The sequence below is a fragment of the Pseudoalteromonas sp. KAN5 genome, assembly GCF_022846535.1.
GTDB classification, from domain to species: domain Bacteria; phylum Pseudomonadota; class Gammaproteobacteria; order Enterobacterales; family Alteromonadaceae; genus Pseudoalteromonas; species Pseudoalteromonas haloplanktis.
In genome coordinates this window covers 1,214,202-1,228,631 of the sequence record NZ_AP025589.1, presented here as the reverse complement: position 1 = coordinate 1,228,631, position 14,430 = coordinate 1,214,202, and the positions used below count along the sequence as shown (strand labels likewise).

Genomic DNA, 14,430 nt, shown 5'->3' with positions numbered 1-14,430 from the left:
CTCAACATAAATGCTGCAGTTTTACTTTAAAACCGGTTAACTCAGGTGAATATTCGCATATTACTTGCAGACCTGAGCTAAATTCGGTGCGTATTCTAGCTTGTTTATTGCTTTTTAGCAACAGGGGCCATCATCATAACCATTTGACGACCTTCAACACGATTTGGGAAAGACTCTACTTGCGCAAGATCTTCTAAATCAGCTTTAACACGGTTTAATAATTCTATACCAATTTCTTGGTGCGCCATTTCACGACCACGGAAACGAATAGTGATTTTAGCTTTATCACCCGCTTCTAAGAACTTACGTAAGCTACGCAGCTTGACCTGATAATCACCTTCATCCGTACCTGGACGGAATTTGATTTCTTTTATCTGGATTTGCTTTTGTTTCTTCTTCTGCTCTTTTAGTTCTTTGCTTTTTTCAAAGATGAACTTACCGTAGTCCATGACCTTACACACAGGCGGCTCAGCATTTGGGCTGATCTCTACTAGATCAACACCTGCTTCATCAGCCATAGCTTGCGCATCTCTTAATGTTTGAATGCCAGCTTGTTCGCCGTCGATGTCGATTAAACGAACTTCTTTAGCTGTAATTTCATCGTTGATACGATTTTTTTGAGCTGTTTGTTGCCCTTTCTTGCCGCCTCTAATGGTACGTTCCTCCAAGAATATCAAATATTAAGCGTGTAGTTAGCTGTTGTGTTAATGCCCTACACGCTGGATTTTTATTGTCGATGTTTAATTTCTTCACAAATTTTAGCGACGAAGTCATCAACATTAAATTTGCCCAAGTCTTCACCTGTGCGAGTCCGTACTGCCACTTCTTGTTGTTCAACTTCTTTATCGCCAACAACAAGTAAATAAGGAATACGTTTTAATGTATGTTCACGGATTTTAAAGCCAATCTTCTCATTTCTCAAGTCAGCAGCGGCTCTAATTCCAAGTTTATTTAATTTTTGTACAATTTCTTGCACATAATCCGCCTGTTTATCAGTGATATTCATGATCACTACTTGCTTAGGCGCAAGCCACGTTGGGAATAAACCTGCATACTCTTCAGTCAATATACCGATAAAACGCTCGATAGAACCAAGAATAGCGCGGTGGATCATAACCGGTGTACGACGCTCGTTGTTTTCAGCAACATACGTTGCACCTAAACGACCCGGTAAAGCAAAATCGAGTTGCACTGTACCACATTGCCACGCTCTGTCTAAGCAATCGTACAAAGTAAATTCAATTTTCGGACCGTAGAAGGCGCCTTCACCCGGTAAATAATCAAATTCAATGTTATTTGCTTTAAGCGCATCTGCCAATGCTTGCTCTGCTTTATCCCAAATTTCGTCTTCGCCGATACGTTTTTCAGGGCGAGTAGAAAGCTTTACAACTATTTTTTCAAAGCCAAACGTTTCGTAAGTGTCGTAAACCATTTTGATACATGATGATACTTCATCCATCACTTGGTCTTCGGTACAGAAAACATGCGCATCATCTTGAGTAAAACCACGAACACGCATTAAGCCGTGCAACGCACCTGATGGCTCATTACGGTGACAACAACCAAACTCAGCCATACGCAGTGGTAAATCACGGTACGATTTTAAACCTTGATTAAAGATTTGTACGTGACCTGGACAGTTCATCGGCTTAATAGCGTACTCACGTTTTTCAGATTCAGTGGTAAACATTGCATCTGAATATTTATCCCAGTGGCCTGACTTTTCCCATAACGAGCGGTCCATCATCATTGGACCTTTTACTTCTTCGTACTGGTATTCGCGTAGTTTTTCGCGCACAAAGTCTTCTAGTTCACGGTAAATGCTCCACCCATCGTTATGCCAAAACACCATGCCCGGTGCTTCTTCTTGCCAATGCCATAAATCAAGGGCTTTACCAATACGACGGTGGTCACGTTTTTCAGCTTCTTCTAAACGCTTTAAATATGCTTTTAGTTGCTTCTTGTCACCCCAAGCGGTGCCATAAATACGTTGCAACATTTTGTTTTCTGAGTCACCACGCCAGTAAGCACCTGCTACTTTCATTATTTTAAAGTGTTGGCAGAACTTCATATTTGGTACGTGCGGACCACGACACATATCAACATACTCTTCGTGATGATATAGGCCTGGACGATCATCTTTAGCGATATTTTCGTCTAAAATTTCGATTTTGTATGTTTCGCCACGCGCTGCAAATGCATCGCGCGCTTCTTGCCAGCTGACGGTTTGTTTAACAACGTCGTAGTTTGTTTTTGCAAGTTGTAACATGCGCTTTTCAATGGCGTCTAAGTCTTCTTGACTAAGTGAATGTTCCATATCGATATCATAGTAAAAACCATTATCGATAGTAGGACCAATTGCCATTTTTGCTTCTGGGAACAGCTGCTTAACAGCATGACCTATTAAGTGAGCGCATGAGTGACGAATGATCTCTAAACCATCATCATCTTTTACCGTGATAATCTCTAAGCGTGAATCTTCAGAAATTAAATCACATGCATCCACACGCACGCCATTAACACGACCTGCAATGGTCGCTTTAGCAAGGCCTGGGCCGATATCATTGGCTACATCAAGGGTGCTAACTGGGTTTTCAAAACTACGCTGACTGCCGTCAGGAAGGGTAATAACTGGCATTATAAATCCTTACTACAGTGGTGACGCCTACAATGCATCACATGTATTTATTTAAAGTAAAATGAGTAACTCGACAACGCTTTTACGAATAAGCATTGTTAATTTTAACCATATTGGTTAATGCATTTGTTGAGTCTTACCAAACGCAAGCAGTTATTGTCGCGTTTGAGGCGGTTAAATACAAGTATTTAGCCAGACAAATTGACAAATAACCGCGGCATTTCATACTTAATGCAATTTCAGCTGTTGGATCATCGAATGACCACACTTAAAAGTATTCGTTTTGCCACCTTAAATTTACTTAATTATGCAGCGCCCCCTTATTCCTTTTATCAATTACACGAACGTTACAATGCAACACAATGGCGGCAAAAACAGCAATTTATTGCTGACTTCTTGCAACAAAGCCAAGCCACGGTGGTGGCATTTCAAGAAGTATTTAGCCCACAACAACTCGAAATACTGTGCAAAGAGCAAGGCTATAACTATTTTGCAACCGTCGCCTGCCCCCGCAGTGACAATCTCTACCCGCAAGTATTATTTAATCCCGTCGTCGCGATTGCCGCAAAAATTCCTTTTCAGCAATGCCAGCAACTAACTCCTTGCCCTGAGCTACTGGAATATTTAAATAATCAAAATGAGTTTAAATTTAACCGTACGCCAATTAAATGTCATTTTGATATACCCGGCTTTGGCGAGCTAGCCTGTTATGTGGTGCACTTTAAATCACAACGAGTGCATTCCATGGCGCATATGCTAAACATTCACAATCAAGACGATCCACTACTTAATTTACTGCAGCAAACGGTTGGCATGATGCAATCACATATATCACGGTCACTGGAAGCATCAATTGTTTACTACGACGCACTTAAAACGCAGCGTGAGAAAAATTGTGCCACCTTAGTGATGGGCGACTTTAACGACAATATCCAAAGCCCAGCGTTATCGTTTATGGCGCAAGGTTTTCACCCGACTCGATGCGAACCATGTCTAGAGCTTGAACAACCCATAGTTGGACTGACTGACGCATTTGCATTAAGCACCGAAGCGATTGAAGGTAAAATCAAACCTGCCACCCATTATTATCAAGGCCGTGGCAATGTTCTGGATTATATTTTAGTCTCCGGCCACTTCAATACTAAGTGTGTGTTATCACGTATACACTCTATGCGCTATTTAAGCTTCGACAAGCATTTAAACCCTGCACATACAGAGGAGGATATTTGCATCAGCGATCATAGCGGCGTTGCCATTGAAATCGCTTTTAATACCAACTGCACTCGCATCTTGAGTTGACTTGGGTATAATGTAACAAACTAGTTATTTAGAGAATGACAATGAGAACATGCGGTGTAGAAATTACCGGTAGTGACGTACTACTGTGTATTTTAACAAAAGATAAAGACGTATTTGATATACGCGATATTCGCCAAACTCGCTTTACCTTAGGTAATGGCAATGACACAGAAGTAATGCGCAAATTCCAGTTTGATTTTGCTAAGCTTATGCAAGATTATCAAATCGATTCCGTCGCTATTCGTCAACGTGCCCCTAAAGGTAAATTTGCAGGTAGTGCAAACGGATTTAAGATGGAGACCGCGATTCAATTAATTAAAGAGCTCGATGTGCATTTATTTACAGTGACCGAAATCAAAGAGCAATTAAAGCGCAACCCAATTCCTATCGACTTTGCAGAAACAGGGCTGAAAAAGTATCAAGAAAATGCTTTTGTTAACGCCTACGTTTATTTAATGAAGAAAACCTACCGCAGTGAAGAGCTTTAGTTTTAATTAATGCGCTAACAACTACATACTATAGCGCTAGTAAGTATTGCAAACCTGTTTGCATAAACTTACTAGCGTTTTTTATTGCCTCGCATTTCCTTTTTCTTGCTACATTGGTCGTATAGCCCTTCCCTTTGTCGACAATCTATGTTTTTCTAACAAAGTAAACTCTCACAACATTGACACGGAGAACGGCGATGCACGTAAAAAATACAAATAAAACTGTGTTCGACAGCGATACTGAGGGCAAAGCTCCCATTCCATTAACACAAAGCTACTATCAAGGGGCACAAAACCCAATATTGATCAATCAAACCATTGGTGACTACCTAGATAATATTGTCGACAATAACCCTAACCACCCTGCGATTATCGTTCACCATCAAAACATTCGCTTAAGTTATAGTGAGTATCAGCAACAGATCAATCAACTCGCCATGGGCTTGTTGGCGATAGGTGTAAAGCCTGGTGATCGGGTCGGTATTTGGTCACCTAATAACCTTGAGTGGTGCTTAACTCAATTTGCCACAGCGAAGATCGGGGCCATTATGGTCTGTATTAATCCAGCCTATCGCCCTAATGAATTACACTATGCACTTAACTCGGTACAGTGCTCTACCCTTATTACCGCCTCTAATTTTAAAGCCAGTAATTACCTTGATATGCTTAATGAGTTACTGCCAGAACTTGCAGCAGCAACTCCTGGGCAACTCTGCGCAAAAAATTTACCTGATTTAAAGAATATCATTCGTATTGGCGATGAACCCGCACCGGGTATGTTTAGTTTTAAACACGTTATGGCACTGCCCAACGATGCAACACAACAAGCACTCAAAAGCATTGCAGCAACACTAAAACCAGACCAAGATATCAATATCCAGTTTACTTCTGGCACAACGGGTAATCCCAAAGGGGCGACTTTATCGCATCGCAACATTTTGAATAATGGTTTTTTAATGGCTAACGCCATGGGGTTAACTGCCGCAGATAAACTGTGTATCCCTGTGCCCTTGTATCATTGCTTTGGTATGGTACTAGGAAACCTTGTGTGTATCAGCAAAGGTGCCACTGCAGTGTTCCCTGGTGAATCGTTTGATCCAACCACCACCTTAGAAGTGGTTGAGCAAGAGCGCTGTACCGCGCTTCATGGCGTGCCTACTATGTTTATCGCAGAGCTTGAACTAAAAGATTTCTCCCGTTTTGATTTATCAAGTTTACGCACCGGCATAATGGCAGGATCAACATGCCCAGAGCAGGTAATGCGAAAAGTGCACTCACTTATGCATATGAAGGAAGTGGTCATTGGCTATGGTCAAACTGAATGCAGCCCTATTAATAATGTCACAGAAATTGATTCCCCTATTGAAAAACAAGTCACCACAGTGGGTCGCGCCCTCGCCCATACAGAGGTAAAAATTATTGATGAACTGGGTGATATTCAAAAAATCGGCCTGCCCGGTGAAGTATGTAGCCGAGGCGCTGGTATTATGCGCTGCTATTGGAATGACGAAGAAAAAACCGCCGCAACGATTGATAAAGATGGCTGGCTGCATTCGGGTGATTTAGGGGTAATGGATGAGCAAGGCTTTGTTGCCATTGTAGGGAGGATAAAAGATATGATTATTCGCGGTGGAGAGAATATCTACCCGCGAGAAATTGAAGAAGTACTCTACACTTATCCGGGCGTGCAAGATGCCGCTATTTTTGGTATCAGTGATGAAAAATACGGTGAAGAAGTCTGTGCTTGGGTGCAACCCAAAGAAGATGCGATATTAACAGAGCAAGAAATACGTACTTTCTTAAAAGATAAACTCGCCTATTTTAAAGTACCGAAGCACATACGGTTTGTTGAACACTACCCGATGACGGTGACGGGTAAGCTACAAAAATTTAAAATGCGTGAACAAATGCAAGCTGAAATAAAAGAAAGCGCATTTTCTTAGCCCTTCTAATTCTAGTTGAGCAAAAGGCTGAATAACTATATTCAGCCTTAAATACTGAAATCATTCTACTGCTTTTTGCATATGGCTGGTTAAAAACAAAAATTGATAAGGAATAACTTTTTGCCAATAGTGCCAGTCATGTACACCGTGTCGTTCTACATAATCATGGCGGATCCTAAGTGCTAATAACGCGTCATGAAGTTCACGGTTTTGCTCAATAAAAAAATCATCAACACCAATATCAAGCATAATAGGCAGGTTATCAGCGGTTTTTTTCCAACGTGTATTACCCGCAGCCAGTTTGTGTAAATTATTGATGATGGATGCATTATCCCAGCGCTGTGGATATTGGCTATACTCACCTAATACTTTTGCAATACCAAATTCAGCAGCAAATGGTCGTAAATCAACACCACCAGACATAGACGTAACAGCTGCAAAAACATCTTGATTATTTATAGCAACATTCAATGCGCCATATCCCCCCATTGATAGACCAGTGATCCCCCGCCCCATTTTAGACCGATTGGTCGAATAGGTATTATCAATATAATTTACCACATCTTCTGCTATGTAAGTTTCATATTGAGAATCGTTAAGCTGCGGCGAATCTAAGTACCAGGCACCATAATTACCGTCTGGGTTTACAACTATCACATCATACTGATCGGCTAATTGTTCTATGTCGGTTAATTTAGTCCAATCAGTGTGGTTACCGCTAAAACCATGTAATACATAGATCACATTGTAACGTTTATTGCTCGAATAATTATCCGGCAGGACTACCGTGATCGGTTGCTCTATCTTTGTTTTTTGCCCAACGAAAGTACTGCTCTTAACTTCAAATGCAATTGTGTGAGCACTAAAAATGAGGCTAAAAATAATGATAAATAGATGTTTCATATTGTTATTTTATTTATGATGTCATTGTATTTTAATCATTTCACTGTTTTTGTATGAAGTAAACAACTAATTTATCATACAATTAAAACTAATAATAAAGACGATTAATCTCGCTGTTTCCATAACTTCACCATACATTATTTGCTAGGTGCTTTTTGACGAAATCTATCCGTGCAAAATTCGCCTTTTTTCCAAACTTTGGATAAAGCTCTAACATACCCAACCATTGAGTAAGAAATTCTTTATTTGATAATGCTTTAGGTTTGTTTTCGCAGTATTCACGTTCGACTCTATATAACTCAGCCTTGATTACCCGCATTTGTTTCCAGCAGATGTAGCACAGTTTACGCTCAATCCACATATACTCTTTTCTTACTTCATAAGCCTGTTTCTGATCTTGAGCAAGAAATACAGCCTCACTGTCACATTTGATGCAAACGTATTTAATATCTTCATAATACGCTGCGAGAAATTCGTGGCCGACAGAGCGCTTTGATTCTTGCGAGTATTCATTTCTATTTAGCGGAACTTTATTCATTGGTGTATTAACCATTTTCGTTATGTTAAGTCGAGAGACAGTAAAGTGATACATTGAGTATCAGCTTTTACGTATATGCCTATTTATGTAATGTGTTTTACGCATGCTAATATTAGCCTTCAAGTTAACCCTCATTTATTCTCTTTCTCTGCTCTTTGTGCAAAAAAATTTAGTGAATTATTCACAAAGAGGTCAAGAGGCGCTGCGCTTTAGAGGAATATAAGCAAATGCTGTGCTAATAATGTAAGGATTATTGCGTAGCGCTCCTTATATGTATTTGCCGTAAGCGACCTGCTTAACTGCCAAATCGACAGAGTTAAGGCTCATATGTGTTAGGTGTTTTCACTTTTGCTGCCTTTTATGAGATAGATGGATAAGAGTACACACAAAGCAGCGCTAACAATAAATGATGGTATAGCAAAAGTCTGAATTCGTGAGAAATAATCTGACCCAATTGCAGGCAAAGCCATGACGCTCGGCAGTACTATCACAAATATTGTTGCAGCTGGAAAAGGCAGTGGTGTAGCCAAGATGGTTCCAAATAAAGCAAATGTTGCTCGCTTGTTAACAACTGTAAACTTAGTACGGTTTAGTGTTTTTATTATTATAAACCCAAAAATTCCAATCGAAATCGTATAAACAATTAGCCACCACACCCCACCAGTAAGAAAATTGATAGCAGAGACCTTGTAAAATTCTTTTTGGTTCGTTTCAGGGGGTGAAAATATAATATTTATGGGCTTATTATGATTTGATTCTATAAATGAAAGTATCTCTTCATATAACTTATGTCCCTCGATTGAAAAACCTCCAGGCCTGTAGTTGTAGATATTCAATTCCAAAGCTGGAGAATCGGATATTACTGATTCTGAGCTCGGGTAATTTACAAAACGCTTTTTGATCGCAAGGTCTGAGTAATCAATTATTACCACATCCACTTCTAATTCTTCGCTCTTAAAACGCCTTGTCCGATGGATCCTACTTATTTGGTCGTTATTAGTATTAGCGATGGAATCACCCTTATGCTTTCCACTACTCCACTTTAATAGCTCAAGCATTTCTTCATCTTTTCCCAGATCGGCAAAATCTTTAGCCTGAAGAAAGTCTCTAATACTGCCCAGCAGTGTATTGAATTGATTTGCATCAGTAACATCGATATGCAGCGCGGCACGTGGAACGCTGTATGATGAGCCACATGATATGAGCATTATTGATAAAAGTATTATAAGAACTGTGCTTCGCATGTCTCTTACATCTAACGAGCCTGTAGAATAACTCGTTTTTAATTTATTTTTATTGATGCGTTAACCATAGCCAAGTTCCTATTTTGATTCAATCGGTTACTTCGATTTTACGTAAAATATTTGCTGTTGCTTTAATTGGCGTTTTAGGAAGCATTACAAAAGCTCAAAAACAAAAGGAATTAACATTGCGCTAGGCAATAACTATCTAGCGTCACAAGGTTAGCGTCATTAAGAGATATTTGGATCAATATTCATTACGGGAGATGAACCGCCCATTGTACTTCCTATTAATAAAAAGCGCATGATGGGTGGTGTGGGGGCTGGAGGAGACCTCCGGCTACCCGATTATGTTTTGCTAACGAATAACCTCACATTTACTTTTAGATCCATGTTTATTCAACCTTTTTTGACATTCTTCAAGCGCACGTTTGTTAGCTTTCTTTTTAGAGCTATAACTTTCTGAATAGCCATAAAACTCCCATCCATCTTCAGTTTTCCCTAAAGCAAAGGCTTTCTTTGATTTTTTCGTTTCAAATTCCTTGAGTGCCTGATCTGTATTGTAGTGATAAGTTTTTTGGTTGCATAAATTTGATTCAGGCTCCTTTTCACAAAAAGTTGGAGCAGTTTGGCAACCAGCCAATAAGAAAAGTGGAATTAACCATAAGTATTTCATCGATAGTCCTATAAAAACATAACGCTTGCCGTAAACGGCCTTGTTAGGTAAATTCTTTGTAACACTTTGGAAAATAACCCCAAACTCTAACAAATGATTCCGTCACTTCAAATTCAAAGCCGATCCGTTTAATAAGACTTAGAACCTTTTCAGACAAATCAATATCAATCCACTCAACGCAAAGTAATGGAAATGGTAAGTGATAATACCATTCGCTATCCCAACCCGAGATGTAGCCATTAACCACCTTAGTTCGGTAGCAAGGTGGATTAGAAATTTCACGCATTTGTGATATTAGCTCATTCCATTTTGTGTTGTTTGCAGCACCAACTAATTGCTTTTCTGCAATGAGCCTTTTAGCTTCTTTCACGTCCTTTTCATGGGACACTGTATCAGCCATTGGCAGAAGACTCATGTGTATACCTAACAGCGTTTTACCAAGAATACCGATAAACACTTTATGAAAGTGCCTGTATTCGTGCCAATACGCATTAAAATTTATAATAATATTATTAACTTACTAACTTATGAGGAAGATGGCAATAAAAACTCGCCCCGCTCATAGCAAGAACTTACCTAATCGAGAATCAACATTTTTATTAAACGAGAACAATCAAAATAAACACTATTAAAGTCAATCATTTAATTTTATTAATAAGATAAAGCGAGAACTTAAACCAAGTATATACCGAGAATTTTAGTGCAATATCCCTTCAATGAATTAAAGCTGTAGCGCAAAAGCGCCTTGCGCTACGCCTAATTAATTAGTTTATATCCTGCTCAAATGCACCTACATCACCTGGAAATACCACCGGTGATTCAATGCCGTCTTTATTAACAGCGGCTACGCCAAAGTAATAGTTGTCGATCACCACATTTTTAAGAGTTGCTTCGCTTACATCACCGACATAGCGGCTAAACTGCCATTGTGGCTCGCTGGTATAACGCCAGTAAATTCTGTAACCCACTGTTGTTTTGTCGCTGTTTTTTTGCCATTTCAAAGTGGTGCTTGGCTGCACAGCACCTGAGATTTCAACGTCTTTTGGTGGCGCTGGTGCCCATGCCATAGAGGCCAGGCTTACCGCATTAAGTGAGGTGAGTTTTGCCGTGTAATCAAAATCAACACCGTCGATCGTGTCACCATAAACAATACCATTTTCTGTACGTAGATCTTGGTGTTGGTGATTGTAATTTTCGTTGGTTTCCATCACCCTCACAGCGGCATAGCCCATGTCGTTAAATGGGCGGTGATGCCCTCCACGACCAAAACGGTCAAGCCTGTAAACCAACATAGTATCTAAGTTAGGAATGTAACGATCAGCAATGGTATCAATATAACGCGCTAGGTTACGACTTGCAGAATCGACCTCGCCGCCGGTAAAGCGGCGTTTATGAGCTTGCTCTTTGGTTTCAATAACCCGTGTACCTTCAGAGAAGATACGCGCAGTGGTGTTATCCGTTACGCCGTTAATACCTGTAACATTACCAATCATGTCGTTGTTGAGTACACCGTGTACTTGCCAGCCTTGTTTTTGTGCATACGAGGCGAGGATTTTACCACCAAATAATCCTTGCTCTTCACCTGAAAGCGCCGCATAAACAATCGAACCATTAAATTTATACTTAGAGAGCACACGAGCCGATTCAATCACGCCCGCAACGCCTGATGCATTATCATTTGCACCTGGGGCATCACTGGTAAAATCCATTACATCACTTACACGCGAGTCAATATCACCGGACATCATCACCATGCGGTTTGGTTCATCACTACCGCGCTGAATTGCAATAATATTAACCACTTCAACAGGGTTAGGAATACGTTTTTCACCTGATATGGTGTCTTTTACTTCTAAAACCTCTAAACAGCCGCCACACTCGGCAGATATTTTTTCAAATTCTGCTTTTATCCAACGACGCGCAGCACCAATCCCTCGGGTATTTGATTTAGTCTCGGACAACGTGTGACGAGTGCCAAAATCAACTAATGCTTGAATATCCTTTTCTATGCGTTGAGGTGATACCGCTGCTGCGATGTCATGAAGTTTGGCTTGATCTTGATAATCGGGTTCGACAGCAAATGTGTTGGTTGTAATAAACAGTGTGCTGAGGAGTAACGCAGGTTTACAGGATGTAATAAAATGGCTTTTTTGCTCAAACATGGTTGGCTCTTTTATTGTTAATGAATACACAAACTACAATACGTGAGTGAATAAATGCTGCAAATAATTTTGAGACTAACAACTGATTAACTCGTTTAATCACCGATTAGTGCAATAAACTGTGTAATCACCATTAAAAAGCCCACTAGAAGTAGTGGGCTTAATAAGCTTAGTTTGACTTAATGACTAGACCACACCTTGCTCTATCATTGCATCTGCAACTCGACGAAATGCAGCAATATTAGCGCCTAACACTAAATTGCCTGGCTGGCCAAACTCAGTTGCTGTGCAACTAGCTGTATCAAAGATGTTTTTCATTATTTGCTGCAACTTAGAATCAACTTCTTCAAATGTCCACGATTGCATACTGGCATTTTGCGCCATTTCTAATTGACTCGTAGCAACGCCGCCAGCATTAGCAGCTTTACCTGGACCATACGCTATTTTAGCGGCAAGAAACACGTCGATTGCTTCTTTGGTGCTGGGCATATTTGCACCTTCACTGACTAAAATGCAGCCATTTTCAATTAACATTTCGGCATCAGCTTGTGTTAATTCATTTTGCGTTGCGCATGGAAATGCGGTATCTGCAGCAAATCGCCATACGGCGTGGCCATCACATGGATAATCAACTTTTGGAATATATTGCGCATCTGGGTGAGTATCTAAATACACAGCTAAACTTGCGCGAGCACCTTCTTTGAGCTGTTTAACAAGCGCAAGATCAACTCCTGACTCATGATAAAGTGTGCCTGTTGAATCACTGCACGTGATAGGGGTTGCGCCTAATTGATAGAGCTTTTCCATCGCATAGATAGCCACATTCCCAGCACCTGATACTAAGCAGCGTTTACCTTGCAGAGAGTTATTGGCCTCTTGCAGCATGTAATTAGCAAAATACACAGCACCATAACCCGTTGCTTCTTTACGAACCAATGAGCCGCCCCAGGCCAAACTTTTCCCTGTAAACGCGCCATCGTAACGGCCAGTCAAACGTTTATATTGGCCAAACATATAGCCGATTTCACGCGCGCCAACACCAATATCACCCGCAGGAACATCGGTCGTTGGGCCAATATGACGGTACATTTCATTCATAAATGATTGGCAAAAACGCATGATTTCACCATCTGAGCGGCCCTTAGGATCAAAGTTAGCGCCGCCTTTACCACCACCAATAGGCAGCCCGGTTAATGCGTTTTTAAATATTTGCTCAAATCCTAAAAATTTTATGATACTGGCGTTCACACTTGGGTGAAAACGTAAGCCGCCCTTATAGGGGCCTAGGGTGGAGTTAAATTCAATTCGATACCCTTTGTTAACGTGAATGTTGCCTTCATCATCAACCCAAGGAACTCTAAACATAATTTGCCGTTCAGGCTCTACTAATCGTTGGATAATCGCATTTTTTTGATATTCAGCGGAGTTTTCGAGGATAGGTTCGAGTGATTCTAGCACTTCTTCTACTGCTTGGTAAAATTCGCATTGTGCCGGACTCGTCTGTTTTAATTGCGCAATTGTACTGTGTATATAATTCATAATTATTCTTCCGTGTTCAAAATTTGTAGTTGTATCAGATGTTAAAATAAACGTGATCAAGTTTGTGATTCATATAGTAAGACCCTTAAAAAATAGAATTTTTAACACTCTAACATGATGAAGCCTTAAAATTAACGCCTAGTAACGTGAATTATTTTTGAGTTAACGAAAATACAAATTAAATTTTTATCCACAAATTCCGCATATAAACCCAAGCACACTCATACTGTGAGTAGCTTGGGGAAATAGAGCTTTAACAGCAGCACAATTAGCATTTAGCTTTTTCTAACGATAAACAAGGTATTGTGTTTCAATAACGTTTGCCATACCGATATAATAGACAATCTATTCGCCGCTAACCGTTGTACGTAATTGTAGCTGAATACCGGTTAAGAAATTACGTAACACCTGATCGTTGCAAACACGGTAATGCTTATTATCTACTTTGCGTGAAAAAGCACTTAACTCATGCTTGCTTAAGTTAAAGCCACTCAACGCCAGTACCGCAATCACATCGTCTGCTTTCATATTCAGTGCAATACGCAATTTCATTAAAATACTATTATTATTTAGTGTGCGCTCTGGAAGTGGCTGCTCGCCATCGCGTTTACCGCGTTTTGTATTAATAAAACCATTTAGAAAAGTCGCAAATTCAGTGTCACTTGGCTCTACATGCCCTGCTTCACTTTCTTTCGTCAGCCAACCTGTTACTTGTAGTGGTGTGACAACATGATCCGCCGCCGAAAAAATTTCAATCATGTTAGTATCGGTTAAATTAAAGGTATAACGCAGACGACGTAAAATATCATTATTAGTCAAAGTAAATTCCAGAGTAAGATAAGACAACCAAGCAAGTATTGCTGGCTAAGTAAGAAGCCGTGCAGTTTAACAGAGTTAATGAAGCTCCCCTATTGATATTTTTCGCCCCCCCACGCCACGATGCCAATATCGACATTACACCACTGATACAAAGTGCGCCTTATAAACCTCATTAGCGTGCAGG

Annotated in this window: 13 protein-coding genes; 3 read left to right on the top strand and 10 right to left on the bottom strand. The window is 40.2% G+C overall.

The features are described 5' to 3' along the window. Positions 1 to 104: 104 nt before the first annotated feature. Both infC and thrS read right to left on the bottom strand, forming a co-directional pair. Complete coding sequence (infC, locus tag KAN5_RS05310; RefSeq protein WP_016707245.1) at positions 105 to 668, bottom strand: translation initiation factor IF-3; 564 nt, start codon at positions 666 to 668, stop codon at positions 105 to 107. Between the two features lie 59 nt (positions 669 to 727). After that, complete coding sequence (thrS, locus tag KAN5_RS05305; RefSeq protein ID WP_016707246.1) at positions 728 to 2,638, bottom strand: threonine--tRNA ligase; 1,911 nt, start codon at positions 2,636 to 2,638, stop codon at positions 728 to 730. Between the two features lie 258 nt (positions 2,639 to 2,896). Here thrS and KAN5_RS05300 point away from each other — a divergent pair, with 258 nt between their 5' ends. The 3 genes from KAN5_RS05300 to KAN5_RS05290 all read left to right on the top strand — a co-directional run bounded on the left by KAN5_RS05300 (position 2,897) and on the right by KAN5_RS05290 (position 6,368). Beyond that, the gene (locus KAN5_RS05300; RefSeq protein ID WP_244390654.1) at positions 2,897 to 3,937 is read left to right on the top strand and encodes an endonuclease/exonuclease/phosphatase family protein; all 1,041 of its coding nucleotides are present in this window, start codon (positions 2,897 to 2,899) and stop codon (positions 3,935 to 3,937) included. 41 nt (positions 3,938 to 3,978) lie between these two features. Next, entirely contained in the window at positions 3,979 to 4,425 is a 447-nt protein-coding gene (locus KAN5_RS05295; RefSeq protein ID WP_016707249.1) for a DUF3010 family protein, read from the top strand. Positions 4,426 to 4,622: 197 nt separating this feature from the next. Further along, positions 4,623 to 6,368, top strand: a complete 1,746-nt coding sequence (locus KAN5_RS05290) for an AMP-binding protein (RefSeq protein ID WP_244390653.1) — start codon at positions 4,623 to 4,625, stop codon at positions 6,366 to 6,368. A gap of 60 nt (positions 6,369 to 6,428) precedes the next feature. Here KAN5_RS05290 and KAN5_RS05285 read toward each other — a convergent pair whose 3' ends face one another. The 8 genes from KAN5_RS05285 to KAN5_RS05250 form a co-directional block, all read right to left on the bottom strand. Next, positions 6,429 to 7,271: an alpha/beta hydrolase family protein gene (locus tag KAN5_RS05285; protein ID WP_244390652.1), complete on the bottom strand. Its 843-nt coding sequence runs from the start codon at positions 7,269 to 7,271 to the stop codon at positions 6,429 to 6,431. A 127-nt stretch (positions 7,272 to 7,398) separates the two neighbouring features. After that, on the bottom strand, positions 7,399 to 7,809 hold the full coding sequence (locus KAN5_RS05280) for a zinc-ribbon domain containing protein (RefSeq protein ID WP_244390651.1): 411 nt from the start codon (positions 7,807 to 7,809) through the stop codon (positions 7,399 to 7,401). Positions 7,810 to 8,141: 332 nt separating this feature from the next. After that, positions 8,142 to 9,053 (bottom strand): hypothetical protein, encoded by a 912-nt coding sequence (locus KAN5_RS05275; RefSeq protein ID WP_244390650.1) that lies wholly within the window; start codon positions 9,051 to 9,053, stop codon positions 8,142 to 8,144. 355 nt (positions 9,054 to 9,408) lie between these two features. Then, positions 9,409 to 9,726 (bottom strand): hypothetical protein, encoded by a 318-nt coding sequence (locus KAN5_RS05270; protein ID WP_016707254.1) that lies wholly within the window; start codon positions 9,724 to 9,726, stop codon positions 9,409 to 9,411. A gap of 43 nt (positions 9,727 to 9,769) precedes the next feature. After that, entirely contained in the window at positions 9,770 to 10,141 is a 372-nt protein-coding gene (locus KAN5_RS05265) for a DUF6678 family protein (protein WP_016707255.1), read from the bottom strand. Positions 10,142 to 10,490: 349 nt separating this feature from the next. Next, positions 10,491 to 11,888, bottom strand: coding sequence for a M28 family metallopeptidase (locus KAN5_RS05260; RefSeq protein WP_244390649.1), 1,398 nt, complete (start codon positions 11,886 to 11,888; stop codon positions 10,491 to 10,493). 186 nt (positions 11,889 to 12,074) lie between these two features. Continuing rightward, positions 12,075 to 13,427, bottom strand: a complete 1,353-nt coding sequence (gene gdhA / locus KAN5_RS05255) for an NADP-specific glutamate dehydrogenase (protein ID WP_244390648.1) — start codon at positions 13,425 to 13,427, stop codon at positions 12,075 to 12,077. Positions 13,428 to 13,772: 345 nt separating this feature from the next. Then, positions 13,773 to 14,246: a DUF1456 family protein gene (locus KAN5_RS05250; RefSeq protein ID WP_244390647.1), complete on the bottom strand. Its 474-nt coding sequence runs from the start codon at positions 14,244 to 14,246 to the stop codon at positions 13,773 to 13,775. Positions 14,247 to 14,430: the final 184 nt, after the last annotated feature.